The organism is Anoxybacillus tengchongensis (assembly GCF_014201585.1).
GTDB lineage: Bacteria > Bacillota > Bacilli > Bacillales > Anoxybacillaceae > Anoxybacillus > Anoxybacillus tengchongensis.
The window spans coordinates 26,399-42,910 of the sequence record NZ_JACHES010000003.1; the positions used below are offsets into that span (position 1 = coordinate 26,399).

General features: G+C 42.3%; 15 protein-coding genes and 1 pseudogene. All 16 read right to left on the minus strand.

The window, feature by feature from the left end:
• A complete protein-coding gene (locus tag HNQ82_RS04060; RefSeq protein ID WP_246348874.1) occupies positions 1-903 on the minus strand; it encodes an RpnC/YadD family protein in 903 nt (300 codons plus the stop codon).
• Positions 904-972: 69 nt separating this feature from the next.
• Positions 973-1,537: pseudogene (locus HNQ82_RS14730) on the minus strand (ATP-binding protein); the annotation flags it as partial.
• Complete coding sequence (locus HNQ82_RS04070; RefSeq protein WP_343053394.1) at positions 1,429-2,070, minus strand: transposase; 642 nt, start codon at positions 2,068-2,070, stop codon at positions 1,429-1,431. The pseudogene HNQ82_RS14730 and the gene HNQ82_RS04070, both read right to left, overlap by 109 nt.
• 334 nt (positions 2,071-2,404) lie before the next feature.
• Positions 2,405-2,512 carry a putative holin-like toxin gene (locus HNQ82_RS14455; RefSeq protein ID WP_019418134.1) on the minus strand — a complete coding sequence of 36 codons (108 nt, stop codon included), beginning with the start codon at positions 2,510-2,512 and terminating at the stop codon, positions 2,405-2,407.
• Between the two features lie 219 nt (positions 2,513-2,731).
• A complete protein-coding gene (locus tag HNQ82_RS04075) occupies positions 2,732-3,097 on the minus strand; it encodes a hypothetical protein (protein ID WP_183247385.1) in 366 nt (121 codons plus the stop codon).
• Position 3,098: 1 nt separating this feature from the next.
• Positions 3,099-3,488 (minus strand): hypothetical protein, encoded by a 390-nt coding sequence (locus HNQ82_RS04080; protein ID WP_183247387.1) that lies wholly within the window; start codon positions 3,486-3,488, stop codon positions 3,099-3,101.
• A 218-nt stretch (positions 3,489-3,706) separates the two neighbouring features.
• Positions 3,707-5,878, minus strand: coding sequence for a hypothetical protein (locus HNQ82_RS04085; protein WP_183247389.1), 2,172 nt, complete (start codon positions 5,876-5,878; stop codon positions 3,707-3,709).
• Positions 5,879-6,473: 595 nt separating this feature from the next.
• The gene (locus HNQ82_RS04090) at positions 6,474-7,214 is read right to left on the minus strand and encodes a hypothetical protein (RefSeq protein WP_183247391.1); all 741 of its coding nucleotides are present in this window, start codon (positions 7,212-7,214) and stop codon (positions 6,474-6,476) included.
• A gap of 14 nt (positions 7,215-7,228) precedes the next feature.
• Positions 7,229-8,122 (minus strand): tyrosine-type recombinase/integrase, encoded by an 894-nt coding sequence (locus HNQ82_RS04095; RefSeq protein WP_183247393.1) that lies wholly within the window; start codon positions 8,120-8,122, stop codon positions 7,229-7,231.
• 72 nt (positions 8,123-8,194) lie between these two features.
• Positions 8,195-10,015, minus strand: coding sequence for a DUF927 domain-containing protein (locus HNQ82_RS04100; RefSeq protein ID WP_183247395.1), 1,821 nt, complete (start codon positions 10,013-10,015; stop codon positions 8,195-8,197).
• 77 nt (positions 10,016-10,092) lie between these two features.
• Positions 10,093-10,479 carry a hypothetical protein gene (locus tag HNQ82_RS04105; RefSeq protein WP_183247397.1) on the minus strand — a complete coding sequence of 129 codons (387 nt, stop codon included), beginning with the start codon at positions 10,477-10,479 and terminating at the stop codon, positions 10,093-10,095.
• Positions 10,480-10,976: 497 nt separating this feature from the next.
• Positions 10,977-11,846, minus strand: coding sequence for a tyrosine-type recombinase/integrase (locus tag HNQ82_RS04110; RefSeq protein ID WP_183247399.1), 870 nt, complete (start codon positions 11,844-11,846; stop codon positions 10,977-10,979).
• A gap of 249 nt (positions 11,847-12,095) precedes the next feature.
• Complete coding sequence (locus HNQ82_RS04115; protein WP_183247401.1) at positions 12,096-12,347, minus strand: hypothetical protein; 252 nt, start codon at positions 12,345-12,347, stop codon at positions 12,096-12,098.
• Positions 12,348-12,371: 24 nt separating this feature from the next.
• The gene (locus tag HNQ82_RS04120) at positions 12,372-12,671 is read right to left on the minus strand and encodes a hypothetical protein (protein WP_183247403.1); all 300 of its coding nucleotides are present in this window, start codon (positions 12,669-12,671) and stop codon (positions 12,372-12,374) included.
• A 14-nt stretch (positions 12,672-12,685) separates the two neighbouring features.
• A complete protein-coding gene (locus tag HNQ82_RS04125; protein WP_183247405.1) occupies positions 12,686-13,195 on the minus strand; it encodes a JAB domain-containing protein in 510 nt (169 codons plus the stop codon).
• A gap of 203 nt (positions 13,196-13,398) precedes the next feature.
• Positions 13,399-16,455, minus strand: a complete 3,057-nt coding sequence (locus tag HNQ82_RS04130; RefSeq protein ID WP_183247407.1) for an S-layer homology domain-containing protein — start codon at positions 16,453-16,455, stop codon at positions 13,399-13,401.
• Positions 16,456-16,512: the final 57 nt, after the last annotated feature.

Consider the following 16,512-nt stretch of genomic DNA (forward strand, 5'->3'; position numbering starts at 1 on the left):
CTATCCCATATACTTTTGTTTTTCTAATACAATATCAATTAAATGATCCATTTCTTCTTTCTTCTCCGCTCGATACAAATCGTCTAGCAAATGATGCAACAAATACAAATCGGTAATAAGGTCTACTTTATGTTGCATCGGTTTACTTTCCAACCCCAATCTTGCGCTTAAATATTTTTTTATTGCCTGCTGGCTTTCATTGATTCTTGCCCTTTCTTCCGCCATTCGAATTACTCTCGCCATACTTAACACCTCCATTAGTTTTTCTACATACTCCTTATCAATAAACTTGTCGGAAACCGCAATAATCGTTGCCAATAAACGTACTTGTTTTTCCTCATTTTTGATCCGTTTCGCTATTTCTACTGTTTCAATTGTTCGTTCGGAACGATTGACGGAACTTCGCATTAATGGAAGAAAAATGAGATGCAGCTCATCTAAATCCGTAAGCTCTTCCCCATTCTCGACTTTCGTCCACAAATGTTGAATTATGGCATCGCCATTATATTTTTTCATCAGCACCGCTTGGGCCTCATATTGAACAGAACCGTAGCTTTTTTGCTCTAACACTTTTTCCACATCGGCTCCATAAATAACTACTGTCTTAATCGGCTTTTTATACCTTTCATACGCACTTACATCATATTGAAGAAATCGATCCAAATCTTCTTCATTAAACGTCGTTTGAAACTCAAGATGCAAATACGTGCCATCTGCAAGCAAAAATAGAAAATCCATTCTTCGATCATTAACCGCAATCGTTGGTAAATCTGTTGCTTCTACTCGAACAATCGGAGCGGTCTGAATACCATAAAAATCAAGAACTTTTTCTTTAAATTGAGCAGTCATGTTACGAAATATGATGTCATAGTTATTATATGCAATATCCATTTGCTCGCTCATCATTACACTTCCTTTCCCTTTATTTTACTATAACTTTTTCATGAAATAAACATAGCCAGCCAACCTTGATCAACACCATCCCTTCATATTCCTTTCTTGCCGTCCTTCTTTTATTCTCCGAAACGCCATCGCCTTCCATAATGCTTCATCGGTGATGTGTTCCGCTTCTGTTAAATCGGCAATGGTGCGAGCGAGGCGAATAATTTTTGTTTGGACACGGTTGCTCCAGTCATTTATAGTCGCCCAATGTTGAAGCAGTTGTTGCTGTCCTTTCGTCAATGGGCTTTTCGCAAGCAGCACGTCAATGGGCACACGACCGTTGGTGATTTCCTCCCCATACCGCTCGTATTGCTTCAAGCGCACAACTTCCACACGGCGACAACGGTGGAGAAGAATCATTTTTCGTTTCTCCTGCGAGTTGGTATAAACTAAGCACTTCCAACTGCGCTTCATCGGAAAGGCGCGGTAAAATCGTTGGAAATGTTTCGGCTAACAGGCTTTTTCCACACCCTGGTGGTCCAATCATCAACACGTTATGTTCTCCTGCAGCGGCAACTTCAAGTGCATACTTGGCGTAGTCATGCCCGATGATATGTTGAAAATCGCGATGAGTTTTTTGAGGTGGATCGACAACGGAAGACAGATATATGCTTTCTTTTTTTCATTCATTGTTCCAGTAAAATAACGAAGGAGTACATCCATGTTCATAAACGGAGGCAATGAGGGAGATTGATGATAAAAATGGAAACTACTCCAGCGATAATGTTCAAGGAGATGCACCATACGCGCCTCGACAGGGTTAAGATGAATATAGCGGCTAACTTCTAACATCTCCGCGTCATCGTCAATGATTTTACTGAAATAACGTTTTTCAAACACATGACCGGTTAATCCGTAACGTGTATTGTAATAGTTGGCGTATCGTTTGTTAATCAGTGCCATGACTTTGGAAATGGATTGTTGTTGTGAGCGAAGTTGAAGATGAAAATGGTTCGTCATAAGGCAATACGAAGCGAGTTCAAACGGAATGTTTTCGTGAAGCTGTTCGAGGATATACAAAAACGCACGAAAATCATTTACTTCTTTAAACAACGGATCACGCCGATTTCCACGGCACACAATGTGATAAAACAAATGCGGCACCCATATCCGCCTCGCTCGTCCCACACACCTCACCTCACGCAAACTTTTTCGCCATATCCCTTCGACAAAAACAAACAAAATCCTGCATCAAAAGAAAAATTTCTCTCTCTGGACGACTGGCACGTAATCAAAAACTTATTTTTCCACAAACATTTTACTTATACCGTAACACTCATCCCACTTGTCAAACTAGCTATATCGTTTGTATAATATAAGCAGATACTTCGTAAAATAAAAAAGCTGAGTGCGGTGAACACTCAGCAGGCAACTACATGCCGCAAGAAGAGCGGCTGACCTTTAGATGTGTAACAGATAAAAAAGAAATAACCGTTTCACACCTTTGGTCGAGGGGGGACGGTTATTTCTTTTTGTTTATATAGACGACGATGGTAACAGTCAATGTTAGCATTCCGATGAACACTAAGCTGAATTGCGCAATAAGACTCAATGCTTCATACGTCGTCATATTCCCACCTCCCTTCATCAGGGAAGTGGTCAACCGCCCACCCTGCTTATGTAGCTGCTATGGAGATTGTAACATTTTTCTATCACCCTCGCAATTTCAACAACAGCTGCCACAAAAAATGCCACAGCACATCAACAAAAATACAGAAAAAGAAACAGAGAGCCATGTGACTCTCTGTCCCTACTAATCTTCGACAATCTTCGGGGTGTGACAGGCATGCTATCCAATGAAGAATTTTTGTAAACGTTCCGCAGCCATTCGATATGCTTTTTCTTTATCACGAGGACCTATCGCAATGATTTCCATTCTTATCGGCTGTCCTTCAACCGGGCGATAAATAATTCTAATATTTAGTGACTTCGACTTAATCTTTGCAAAACCATGCAAGTCCCCATGTAACGATTCAGCCACTCCATCCGGCTTAAATAGGGGACCTTGCTTTGCCCTTCTTAAAATTTCTAATAAAACGGTTTGTCTATGTCCTTTATTAATCGCTTTAATATCCTGCTTTACATCCTCAACAAACCTCAGTTCAACATTATATTTTTCTAAAATAATCTCCTGCAAATCTTCAAGCGTTTTCACATCAATCTTCCTCTAATAATTTCATTAATTCGCTTACATTAATATCTGCTTCATCAAAAATATCTGATAAAGTTTGATTTACAGGTTTATTCTTACGTGCATATGCCTCTTCCATAACAATTTGGTCAAGTGCTTCTTCTACAACTTCTTTTATTTGGAGCAACTGCTCAAAATAATCTATATCAACAACTACAGCCAGTGCATTTTTCTTTTTTGCATTTTGAATAACAAATACTTCATCTGAGACTCCATTTGAAAAACGATCCAGTATCTCTGATAATTTTTTTGTTCTAGAAAGATCCGTAACACTTAAAACATTCGTTTTCAAAAAATTCAATGTGTTTGTGTTGGCAATAGGATATTGTTCTTTTGTCAATGTATGAACACCCACTTTCCATCCTCCTTTCTTTAGTATATGCATTATTATCTATATTATACACATAATTTTACACAAAAAACAACACATTTTCGACGGGTGACAGGCACCCTACCTATATCAATCTTCGACAAACTTCGACGGGTGACAGGCACCCTACCCAAAAAGAAAAGCCCCGCAAAGATTTCTCTCCGCAGAGCTTTTCGGCATTTCTCAGAGCAGTAGCTTTTAAATTATTCAGTAACAGTAAACTTAACAGTTGCTGTTTTACCATCTAACAAGTAAGTTACAGCAAATGTATCTCCTGCCTCTACATTTTGGATATCAACTGTATCACTTCCATTGTTAACAACTTTGAATCGCTGATCAGGATTTGTATCTACAGTTTTCTCTTTTATATTTGTAACAGTAATAATTGGTGATGGATTCTCGATTTCAACACCGTACTGATCAGTAACTTTTAGAACTAGACTCAAAACAGCAGCGTCATCGTTATCTTCTAACTCAGTTACAGCAATCGAAGCTGTGCCATTCTTTACAGCGTCAGTGAATTCAATTTTATCCGCTTTTGGTTCTACTTTAGAAACGACAATATCTTTTGTAAGTGTTACAGGAGCTTCTTCACCTTCTACGATAACAGTTACTTTCGTTGTAATTTCATCTTTTGTACCGAATTTGTTGTCACCGTTTGTTAATTTAACATCAAGTTTACCATCTGTGAATGCAAGAACATTAGAATCAACAATTACATTATAATAATTTGAAGGTAACTCAACTTTCGTACCGTCTGCCTTTACGCCGTATACTTTAAGGGCTTTTGCGTGAGTGCTTGCATCGCCATCAGCATATAATTTTCCAATTTCGCCAATTTCGAATGAAGTAAATTCAGACTTTTCAATAGTGTTAAATGTTACTTTTAATGGGCTTGTTGCTACATCCTTAAATTCGTAAGTATTGTTCGCATTCTTTTCAACACGTTGTAACTTGAACGTTACTTCTTCTGAACCTTTTTCTAACCCCGTAATAGTAATCTTACCATCGTTGGCAGTAATCACAGCCTCAGTTCCAGCCTCTGCAACTTTTACAGCACCGTTTTCAGAGTCAGTTACAACAATTTTATATTTTCCGAGGTTAGCTTCATTTGCTGTATTTGTTAACTTGTCTTTCAAATCAAAAGTACGACCGTATTGGTCTTTAACAACAAGGTTAGAAAGACTAATTTCTACTTTACCATCTTTGGCTACGGTAGTTGTGACATTTTTAAGAGACTCAATAGTTGCTGCATATGCAGCTTCTTTGACATCGATAGTTAATTGAGAAACTTTCCCACTTCCGACAACTGTAGCCACTAACACTTGCAATCCTTTTGTATCAGGTGCAGTGTACTCAAGGACAGCATTCCCAGACGCATCTTTTACAAGTTTGGCTTTATTAGTATTGAAGGTAACTTTACCATCCAATGCTTCGTGTTTTGTAACTGTATTTCCATATTGGTCAACGGCCGTAAACGGAAGTTTCACAGTTTCTCCAACAGCTACGATTTCAGTTGGTGTACCTAAAGTGAAAGTATCAAGTGCTGGAGCGGCTTTCACGTTTACTTCAAACTGGGCTACTTTACCACTTGTTTTAGAAATGGCTGTAATAATGACTTTTCCACCATTTGCATAATTCGGACCAGCAGTAAATTTCAAACCAACTTTATCCTTATCCTTATCCTTACCTTGACCATCGTATGCTTTATCAATTGTTAAAACTGACGGATTTGAAGAAGTGAACACAACATCGTTATTTACTTTTGATGCATTAACAGCATTACCATACTGGTCTTTCGCATTTAATAACAACACGAAGTCACCAACAGCTAAGTCACCAGAAAATTCTTTTCCGTCTTTGTTATAAATACCAACGAATTCAACTGTATCTGCAGCTGAAGCATCGCTAATAGTTACAACACCTGAAACTACCGTATTTGTTGAAACATTAATACCTGTTATAGCAACTTTATCTCCTGTTTTGAAATCAGATGTGTTTGTTAAAGTTAAAATACCTTTATCATCATCTTGAGCAGTAACACCGTTAGATGCTGTCCAACTAATAGAGGCAGCAAGTGGAGATTTTGTAATATCTTCTCCATATTGGTTAAACACACGGTAAGCAACTGTTGCTGTCTTCTTAGTACCATCTTGTGCAACAACTACTGGAGCAACTTCACCAAGGAGTTCGATTTTAGCTACTTTCTCATTTTCAACTTTAACAGAACCTGTAAGAGCTTGATCAGCAAGACCAGTTACGTTAACAGTGTACTCGCCTTCAAATAATTTGCTAGCAAGTTCAAGTTCAACAGATTTTTTATCCGCAGAGAAAGTAGTTTTTGCTACGTTTACAGTAACAGAACCTTTTTTCACTTCAAACTTAGCTTTAGTGTCATCAACAGCTTTGTTGAAAGTTACTTTTAAAGTTTTAGCATTAATCGCACAAACCTAACCTGAAATTTTGGCTTTTTTGAATGCACCTCAACCCCAACGGGCACAAGGGATTGGGCGATTTCTTCAGTTGGTAGCTTAGTAAAAAACGAGTGAAAAAAGAGTAGTTTGTGGAAGAGCTTAGGAAAAGATGAGTGAAAGCTGGAATAGGAAAAAAAGAAAAGTCCCGACAAAACCGAAAGAGACCGGAACCTTCAAAATGAAAAAATGGAGACAAACAATCCAAATCCCGAAAACCCCGTAAAACCCGATAGAAAAAAAGAGAAGAAAAACAACTTTGTAAAATAAAAGACTATATAATATGTAGAAACTCGTCACAAACTCCAGAAAATAGGACAAGAACCAACAAAAAATAGACCACCGAACATCCTAATACGGTTAACACCCTATCTCCTCACAAGTTACCTACTTTTCTATCAATCTTTCAAATGCATCATTTTTTCATCGGGACGACGGGTTGGTCGGGAACTCAAGGAGCGGACAACAAAAAAAGCGGGGATGATTTTCCCATTCCCCGCTAGACTTGCAGTACGCTATTCAATTGCTCTTCGTATCCGTACTTTCTGAAAAACTCCGCCAAAGCAACCTCGATGATGTCCCTCTGCGTGACGTTGAACTCCTTGCTGAAATCATTCAGCAGGGTCTGCAAGGAGGTCGGAAGCCCCAGCGTCTTGTTGGCTTTTGCTCCTTTGAACTTGTAGCGTGGGAGCGTGCCGCTGTTCTGCGGCTCTAGTAGCTCGTACAATCGTTCCTTCCTGTCCAGCAAATACGCTAACAAGTCCCGATACTCGTCCGGCAGCCCTTCTACCTTCCCGGATGCTTTCCCTTGAGTTTTTTTTGGCTGCAATCGCTGTTTTTGCGCCATGTTTTCATCGTACTCGTAGTTGTTGATGTCGCTGTTCCACACATACCCTTGCGACTTCATGTAGTCCCCCATCTCTTCAATGGAGGGAAATCCATTCTTGATGGCTACCTGCCTGATATCCGCATACTTTTGTGACAACTGCCTGACTATCTGCGCCGCCTTTGTCTGGACGAAACGGGCTTCCTCCACTGCATCCGTCCCTCCTTCTTCTCTCGGCTCAAACGTTTTGCCGTTCCAGCGGAACCCTTTCCGTCTGAAATACATGTCGATGGTAGCCCAGCTCTTGTTACCGAAATGTTTCACTATCTCCTCTTTTGTCTTTCCTTCTGCCAACATGGCAAGGGTCTGGCTGATTTTCGGGTCATCATATACAGATGGGTCAATCGCTGTCATCTGTCCATTCCTCCTTAGAAATCAATTTGGTTGACGGCTTCTTTGAGGTCATTTGGATGAACGTGCAAATAGACAGACGTGGTTTTGACGCTGGCATGTCCCAGCAAGCGCTGAATGACCGCCACATGCGTATCCTTTTTGACCAGATAGCTGGCAAAGGAGTGGCGCAGAATATGGCTGGTGACGTGCTTCGTGATTCCCGCCTTCTTGCACGCCTCTTTCAGAATGCGGTTGACGTATTGGTCGCTGACGGTTCCAGTCTTTTTGAGAGCGAAGAAGAAGAGTGAGTTCGTTTCTGGTCGATGAAACTTCAAGTATTCCTGCAATTTCGATTTCAGCTTGTCGCTTATCGGCACGGTTCGGTTCTTCCCACCCTTTCCGTTAATGACTTGGATATATCCGTCTTCTAGGTTGACGTCATGTAAAGTGAGATTGATGCACTCATTGACTCGGAGTCCTGTGTACGCCATCGTCATCGCAAAATAGTGCAAGACCGGATGGTCAATCGCCTGAATGATGGCTTCCACCTCTTCCCGGCTGAGATAGATGCGTTCCGAATCCGGCACTTTGACACGCTCGAAGTCTTCAAGAGGATTTTCGGACAGTATCCGCTTTTTCTTCATGCATTGGAAAAAGGTTGATAGAGCGTTGATTTTGCGGTTCACGGTTCTCGGCTTGCAGCCTCTTTCATTGGTCAGATAGCTGACAAACTCCTCTACGTGCCGTACGGTGATGGCATCCACCAATACGGGGCTGTTGGACTTTGACGTCATCCAGCGGTTGAACTGGTTGATGTCGACGAGGTAGCCTCTCATCGTTTCGCTACTCATCCCCCGCATCGAAAGCCATTCTTCAAATACAGGAATCGCTTGGTTCAACAATAGGCTTGTCGTTTCCATTTGTCTCATTTTCTATCCTCTCCTTTTTGACACGTATTTTGTATATAAGAAAGGCAAAGGTCTGCCCTTTGCCTCGTCTACTCAAAATCCGTACCAGCTTCTCGCCACTTCATCCATTTCGAGCGGATGCGGCTGCTCGGTGATGAGTCCCTTGAGCGTTTCTAACGGAAGTTTGATGTTATAGGTTGTATCTTGAAGTTTTTTCGGCACATTGGCAGTCCCAAGCGCTTTCTTTCGCTCTTCTTGCTCGGAATTCTCGAATATCTTCGTTCGTTTCGTTGGTCTATCTCCTTCTGTCACCAACCAGTCTTTCTCTTTCCAGCTCCGAATCACCACTTTCGGGTCATCAAATCCACCTTTCCGCAGTTCCTGTTCGAGAATGTGCTTGAGAAAGGCGACTTCCACATAGTCACGGTGAATGAACATTTTCCCCCAACAGTTAGCAGGACTGACGATGCTGCCTTCTCTGCGGAAGTTGGCTTGATGCTGGATGAATAGCTGCGTGACGTGCTGGAACGCTTTTGCCCCGATGTCCCTCGCTATCATCCGCTCCTTCTCCTCCTCTACTAGGAACGAAAGGATGCTTTCTAGGTCTAGCGATAGGCTCAGCGATTGATTAGCAATTTCCCCTGCCGCAAGGAGGATGGCGTACTTCTTGGCAATCCGTGTTCGGAACGGGGAATCCGGCAAGGCTTCCAGGCACACAGCCTGCCATTTTTCCCATGTCTCCTCGATGATGTGGAGTCCCGAATCAAACAAATATTGAATGAACGCTATCCCCGCATGACCATAGTTATTCTGAATGACTTTTCGTATGGCATCGGCATTCGCGGCAGAGCTTGTCCAAGTAATGTTCGAGAAGTCAAAAGTCCGAACGGTCAAGCCGGTGTTTTGATTTGTCCGCTCAAAGACGGACTGCTCTCCCGTTGAAAGGATGGTGGTTGCCCATGTACCCTGCTTGCGCAGCTTCATTTCGTCGTTAAGCCGTGACTTTTCTTGCCCAGCCGTCAGGACATACAGTTCACTGGTCAATGATTTTGCATGGCTCATGGAGAGCTCGTCTAACACAATAGGGATGCCGTAGTTTCCGCTCATCATATTGATGATGGCGTTGCTGGTGCCGTTCCATGTTTTTTGCAGTCCTTTCTTCTTGTTGGACGGCATTCCCATGATGGACACCGCCAGCAGCGCAGCCGTTGTTTTTCCTTTGGTGCTGTCGCCTGCCAGATGGATGAGCAGCGTGTCGACCTCATCGTAAAATCTCGAGAGATACCCAACGAGAACGGAGGAAAAGCCAGCGCATACTATCATTTCGAGCGGCGTATTGCCCTTGACTTCTTCCTCAATCATCCGTTTCCATGCATCCAGCGAGCCGTTAGGCTCCAGATTGAAAAATCCGCCTTTGATATCATGAATGACGTTCAGTTTTGCTTCTTTTGCGAGCACATGATGATGGCGGAACACCAGATGACCGCCTTCCTCCTCATGCCATCCCACCTCCCGATACACTTCCCGGTGAGGCGCCAGCTTCTGTTGTTCTCGCAAGAATGTAGCGACAAGCTTATGGTTTTCATGGGATACGTCCAGCCCCTTTCCCGATAGCTTGAGGAGTTCGCTTGGAATGAGCTGCCCCATGCCGATTTCAATCTCGTGAAATTTTTCTTTGTAGCGGTAGCACAGCTTCACATACACGTCTTTCGTATCTAGGTTTTGCACCGTTTCTTTCACAAACATCGGCTCGCTTATCTTGAATGCGGACACTTCTCCCGTTTCCTTGTTCACATTGTTCAGAAACAGACCTTTACTGTTCAGGACAAAGTTTTGTATCTGATAGGATTCCCCCTCTTGCAGGCGGCTAGTTTCGATGACAAGTGATTTGATTGTGGGTGTGTTTGGATTCATGTGAATAGCTCCTTCTCTTCGTAGATAGTAAGGGGGAAAGGAGAAATACCTCCCCCACAACAGAATGTCATTGAGTGCTATTTTGCTAGTAGGACTACTTGCTTTTCCGCCAATTCGTCCAAAGAGCAAATATCCACTACATCCAAAATCAGTCGACCATTACGAAGCACGTACTCTACTTTGATTCCGCACTTCAACCCCACTAGGTCTTGCAACCGAATAGTAGTTTCCTGTTCGCTTCTTCCCAGCGTACAATCTACGAGTTTTGCAAAGTCTATATCATCACTTGAATACACCGGAAACTCATGTTCGACGTCTGCGTAGTTTTCTATGCGAAACTTGACCGATATCCTATCGTCAAAGAAATTCAAGCCTTCACTTTCACAGATGGAGGAAACCTCTGCTTGTATGAACCTTCCAGTAGGAGGCTTCATCGCTGAAATCTTTTTCCGTCTTCTTTTCATTTTGTTCCTCTCCTTCAAAGTGTTGATTTCTATTTGCAGGAGAAGTATCTCACACACATTCACAAAATGCAATAATAATTCATTCGACCACTAAGGGGAACCCGCTAAAAATCAACGTTTCCCAATCCGTCCCGTGAATATTTATTCAAAATTTATTCATAAAAAAGAGAGATTTCAGACAGGAAGCATTACTCCTCTATTGAATTAGATTATTCATTCATTTTCCATTAGAAACTTAGCCTTCCAGACGGAAAGTTAAGATTTCATAGTAAAATTATAAAATTGTGAACAAATTATGAACTTTTTGTTGTAAACGTTTTCCCTGAAGATACGGCTGCAGAACATCTGTAAAAAAAAGGTAACGAAAGTTACCTAGATGTTGGTTTTTGAAAAAGACTTAGTACTTCTTCTTTCTACTCAATTCCTCAAGGACAATTTTTAGTATTTCAACTACTACAATCCAATTCTTCATGTGCTCCTCCCCTTTCTGTTCGCTCCTATAGTAGCTGTACGGCATCCATTTTCTCTTGCCTCGTAGTTTGAATGTAAAACTTGGCTGTCATGTTTACGGTGGAATGACCTGCAAGCTTACTGACCGTTGTCAGGTCTACTCCCTTTTTCAGCAATCTCGTGCAGAAGGTGTGACGGAATAGGTGAGGATGCAGTTTGAAGCCCAGCTCTTTCGATATTTTGGCGAGCCAGTCTCTCACCGCATCCCGATGCATTTTTCCTGCCCTCTGGCTCAGCAGAAGATAGGGGCTATCGCTGAAAACAGACCCGGAACGCTCTTCCTTCATGTATTGCCTTATCAAATATAGGACGTCTTGTCTGAGCCCGATTTCTCGCCTCTTTCCGCCCTTTCCGGTCACTTTCAGGCTGCTGGTGAGGAAGTCGATGTCGGCAATTTGGATTCCTACCAGCTCGCTCACCCTGACTCCCGTATATAGCAGCAAATAGACGATGAGCTTGTTTCTCAGCGTGACTTTTCGCCTGTCCTCCACATAGAAGAGCAGCTTTTCCACCTGTTCCTCCGTGAGCGCATCGACCGTCTCCTCGCTTCCGTCGGCTATTTTGATTCGGTCTCGCTTCAGTTGGATGAACGACTCGTTGACGATTCCTTCGGTTCTTAGAAAATCGTTGTAGACCTTTAGGCTATTAATCTTCTTATTGATGGTTGAAACGGCATAGCCTTCCTTCATCAGATGCTCCTTGTATTTCACGAAAGAGAAGCGGGAAAGGACTGGCATGTCCTTCAGCTTCTCCTGCAGGTATGATTGGAACCCTTTCACATCGTTCACATACGACTCGATGGTTTTGGGGGCTTTTCCCTCCGCAAAAAGCCATCGTTCAAACTTCTCTATATCCAAGCTCCATTCACCTCCTACAATGCAAAAAGGCTATTGATGTACGTGGTTATACATCAATAGCCTTCTACCAGTAATGTGGTTTCACGGTTCGCTCTCTCCTTCCTGCTCACGACAGTTATATAATAATGTCGGGAGTTTTTTGATACTGGAATCATAGAGATTCTTTGTCGCTCATCGAATCTACCATGCATGGTTGAAATCCATTTAGTTTTGTCGTGAGATTGCCGAAAGAAATGTCGTGAATCGGTCTCATTCCCGGCTGATTCGCTCCAGGTAGCGGATATAGCTCTGCAGCAAGTTGCGGTCGTCACGGTCTTCAATCCGGCGCAGAGCGGCTTCGATTTCCCTTTCGCTAATCTCAATCTCCTCGTCCACCACCTCCTCCAGCAGCAGCTGAACGAGCTCGTCCTCACTAAGCATCTCTCCGTAGCCGTCCAGTCCGTAGCTGTATTCCCGGTAGTACGGCACCCCGTCAATGATGATGCGATGGTATTTTGCCATATTTCCTTCATTCTCCTTTCTTCCTTAGACGTATAGTTCGTAAGCGATTGGCTCCCCATTCTTTATCCAAACCTCGTACAATTTCTCCCCCGTTTCCTCATCTCTTACAAATCCCGCTATCCATTCATTTCGCTTTTCGTCAACATACCTTAGTGTCTCAAGAAGCAACGGATTCGGCAGCTTTTCCAGATGCTCTTCAGGCACAAGATAGTTGTCCAGCTCTTCGTGATAGAATTCATACGCTTCATAGCTTACCTCGTCAATGTTGACTGCCACGTTGAACGTTCTTTTCATTGTCCTTACAAACCAATCCATGTGCAACATCTTCTCGTCTCCTCTCAAATATATCCTTTTTCTTTCAGCGACAAATATCGTTCAGGGCAAACAATCAAATGGTCTAGCACATCGATGCCAACGATTCTTCCAGCCTCGACTAGACGTTTCGTTACCTCAATGTCTTCCCTCGACGGCTCGCAATGACCGCTGGGATGATTATGGGCTACGATGATAGAAGCCGAGTTGGAGAGAATGGCAGCCTTCATCACCTCCCTCGGATGCACGATGCTAGCGTTCAGGCTTCCCACATGGCAAACGTTGATGGCAGTCGGCTGGTTTTTCGTGTCAAGGCAGACAACGACAAACTTCTCACGGTCGGCTTCCACAAGAAACGGCTTCAGCAGCTTGTATGCATCCTCCGGCGATTTGATTTGCCGCTCCTTGTACAGCACACTCGACTCACGAACGAGCTTCAGGCTGACAATGTTGATGCGCTTCGCTGGCTGCTTGGCAGGCACCTCTCTTTCTAGCAATTCTAGCTGCTGGTGGTTGTTGGTTTGATACTTGCTCATCCTTTTCCCTCCTAAAATAGAAATAGCCTCAATTCCTTTCGAGGAATTGAGGCTTTATGACTGTAGGTTCAAAACCATAATATATATTTGAAATCAGGCTTGATACAGATTTGGGCAAAAAGAAAAGCCCCGCAGAGATTTCTCCCCGCAGAGCTTTTCGACAAACTTCAAAGCTTAATATTATACCTTTCTTATTTGCAAAATTACTTAATAGTAACAGATTTTCCGTTAGCAAGTTTGTTTCCTGCCGCATCTTGACCAGTTAATGTACCAGTAGCAGCAGTTGATACTTTCAATGTTACTACGTCGCTTGCTAGGATATAGCCATTATTGTACGCAGCCGCATTAGCGTATGTTCCAGTAGCCAACAAGATATCAGTACCTGCATCATATTGGCCAGCAGTACCACCAGCAACATCAATAAAGATTTTCTCGTTACCAGTACTTGCTCCATCTCCACCGTCATCAAAACCAACTGCGATTTTTACTAGACTACCACCGTTATCAGAACCTTCTGTAATGTTATTAACTGTTAACGCAGTTGATGCAACAGTTTTTCCATTTAATGTTACAACCAAGTCACTAGGAGCTACACCAGTTACAGCCTCAGAGTAAGTTAGAGTAATAGTACCATCATTATTAAGTCTACCAGCAGTTAATACAGGTTGAACGTCGTCTGTTAGGCTAACGTTATTTACTGCTACTACATCCGCAGTATTACCTGCTTTGTCTTTGATTCCGCTAATAGTAAATGCATAGTTTGTACGAGTTTTGCTAATCGAACCTGCTGGCAAATGAACAGTTACAGTGTGAGTAGAACCAACAGAGTTAATTGTCACATATGAGCCATCTGGAAGCGGAGCTCCATCTAGACGATAGTTGTTGATATCAAGTACAGTAGATTTATCAAGATTTGCTTCTGTAATTGTAAATGTGATAGTATTTCCTGATCCGCCAGCAACCGATGCAGCTGAAATCACAGGTTTTTGTGTATCAGCGACACTTGTTGTGAAATCTACTCCTGTAACTGTAGCTGCCGCGTTACCATTTGCGCCAAGTGATGCATCAGTAACTGCAGATGCTACTAAACGAACTGTAGCAGTTTTTACAGTAGAAGCAGGTGCTGCTGTAAATGGAATTACAAGCTTAGCATTATCTTTTGAATCAAGCACTGTGCCAGAAATAGTCGCTCCTGCACTGAATAGGGCGTCTGTAATAACAGTACCGTCTTGGTCAATAACTTGAATTTTTGATTTCGTAAAGTTACCAGGCGTACCACCGTCGGCTGGACGAAGGACTTTTTCATCAAATGTTAATAGTAATGCACCATTAGCATATGCTACGCCATCATAAGTATCTCCAGGTGCAATCAATTGTACCTTAGATACTTTAGGTGCTACTTTATCTTTAGTAAATGTAACCGTGCGAGTTTCTGGTGTAATAGCGTTGCCAGACGCATCTTTAATTGCATTAGTAAAGATAACATTGACTGTATTTGTATCAGCATTAGCGTATAAGTTAGTACCTTGACCTACAGTAATTGTATATTCTTTGTTATTGCTATTAGCAACTGGTGCAACAGATACGTTTGTAATTGCATTACCGTTAGCATCAACAAGTTTAATATTTCCGGCTGCAGTTACCGTAGAAGAGTCCATAGGCTCTTTGAATACTACTTTTACTTGGTTATCGCCTTGAACTGTGACGCTGTCAATTCCATCTGCTGTGTTATCCTGTGTAACAGTGAAATCAAGGGACACAGGGTTTGGTGTAATTAAGTTTCCTGCTAAGTCTTTTAAGTTTGTTACTTCCACAGTATATTTTTGACCTGCAGTTAGACTTTGAGAAGTTGTAAGAACTACTTCACGTACATCTGAACCTGCAGATGGTGTTGCAACTTGACCATTAACTTTGAACACACCTGTTGTTGCAAAATCAACTGGCTCAGAGAATTTTAATGTCACAGTTCTAGTAGTAGTGGCTGCTTTAGCAGTAGCACTCACAAGATTTGGAGCTACTTTATCAGAATATTTAATAGATACAGATTGTGCCTCAATTTCTTTTCCATTAGCTGCTTTTAGTTTTCCAATTTCAAAGTTAAAACTATCTCCTTCAGCAATAGACCATGTCGGAGAAGTTAAAGCATTATTTAAAGTGATAGTTAAAGTTTTGCCGTCTTCACTCAACGAAGCAGTTGCGTCAGTTGCAGAACTATTATTAGTTAAAGCTACAGAAGCTACGCCCGCACGTTTAATTGCGTATTTAGTTACGTCTGTAACAGAATCTTTATCCATTTTTGTGTTGAATTTAACTTCGATTTGTTTAGCGTTAATCGCACTTACACTTTCAACTTTCGGCGTTACAACTGGCACATCTACTTTTGCTTTGTCAGTTGTTTGACCTTTGTAAGATACGTTGTAAGATTTGCCTTCTTGTAACGCTGTTTTTGTTTTGATCACAACAACTGTTGTTTTTGCTTCAGCTGCTGCAGTTGCTTTAATCGATACAGAGTCGATTTCGACGCCTTGGATTGCGAAGTCTTCTTTTTTCACTTCTTTCAATTCGCCGTTGAATGTTACTTCTAATGTTTTTTCGTCAACAAGTTTCACCGCTGTAATGTCAGCTGCGGAAGCTTCTTTTTTCACATCCATCGCACGTACGACGAATGAAGCGAATTGACCGCGTGTGACGTTTTGTTTTGGCATGAACTCAGTGTTTTTCGTTACACCGTTTGCTTCTAATGTTTGGATGTATTCACGCGCCCATGAGCCAGCTTTGTCAAGGTCCGTAATTTTTGTTGTGTGGTTTGCTGGTTTTGTTAATTTGAACGCTTCAACAACGACTTTCGCCATTTGCTCGCGAGTGATGTTTGCGTTCGGGTTGAAGTTGCCTTTTTCGTCTCCACCCATGACGCCAGCAGCTTTCACGATCGCAACCGCTTCTGCTAATTCAGCTTTGCTTGCTGGAACGTCAGGGAAGCTTGCACCTTGCTCAGGAGCTTTGAAGCCTGCATCTTTTAAAATACGTGAAAAGATGATTGCCGCTTCACCGCGCGTTAACGTTTTGTTTGGTTTGAATGTGCCGTCTGCATATCCTTTGATGTATCCTTTTGCGACTAATGTAGCGATGTCATCTGCATGTACACTTCCTGCTACGTCTGTGAAAGACGCGCTTGCTACTGGTGCGATCGCTGAAGCAACAACTGCCGCAGAGACTGTACCAGCTAAAAATTTGCGATAAGACTTTGGTTGGTAAGCCATCGACATATTTCCTCCTTTTGTTTCTGTTTCTATTTAGCTCAGCTAAATTTAAGAGAT

Bases quoted from the DNA above. Each gene is read 5' to 3' on its own strand.
- HNQ82_RS04100 (WP_183247395.1), bottom strand. From the start codon at position 10,015: ATGAATCCAAACACACCCACAATCAAATCACTTGTCATCGAAACTAGC.
- HNQ82_RS04130 (WP_183247407.1), bottom strand. From the start codon at position 16,455: ATGGCTTACCAACCAAAGTCTTATCGCAAATTTTTAGCTGGTACAGTC.
- HNQ82_RS04090 (WP_183247391.1), bottom strand. From the start codon at position 7,214: ATGACAGCGATTGACCCATCTGTATATGATGACCCGAAAATCAGCCAG.
- HNQ82_RS14455 (WP_019418134.1), bottom strand. From the start codon at position 2,512: ATGACGACGTATGAAGCATTGAGTCTTATTGCGCAATTCAGCTTAGTG.
- HNQ82_RS04105 (WP_183247397.1), bottom strand. From the start codon at position 10,479: ATGAAAAGAAGACGGAAAAAGATTTCAGCGATGAAGCCTCCTACTGGA.
- HNQ82_RS04120 (WP_183247403.1), bottom strand. From the start codon at position 12,671: ATGTTGCACATGGATTGGTTTGTAAGGACAATGAAAAGAACGTTCAAC.
- HNQ82_RS04115 (WP_183247401.1), bottom strand. From the start codon at position 12,347: ATGGCAAAATACCATCGCATCATCATTGACGGGGTGCCGTACTACCGG.
- HNQ82_RS04060 (WP_246348874.1), bottom strand. From the start codon at position 903: ATGAGCGAGCAAATGGATATTGCATATAATAACTATGACATCATATTT.
- HNQ82_RS04125 (WP_183247405.1), bottom strand. From the start codon at position 13,195: ATGAGCAAGTATCAAACCAACAACCACCAGCAGCTAGAATTGCTAGAA.
- HNQ82_RS04095 (WP_183247393.1), bottom strand. From the start codon at position 8,122: ATGAGACAAATGGAAACGACAAGCCTATTGTTGAACCAAGCGATTCCT.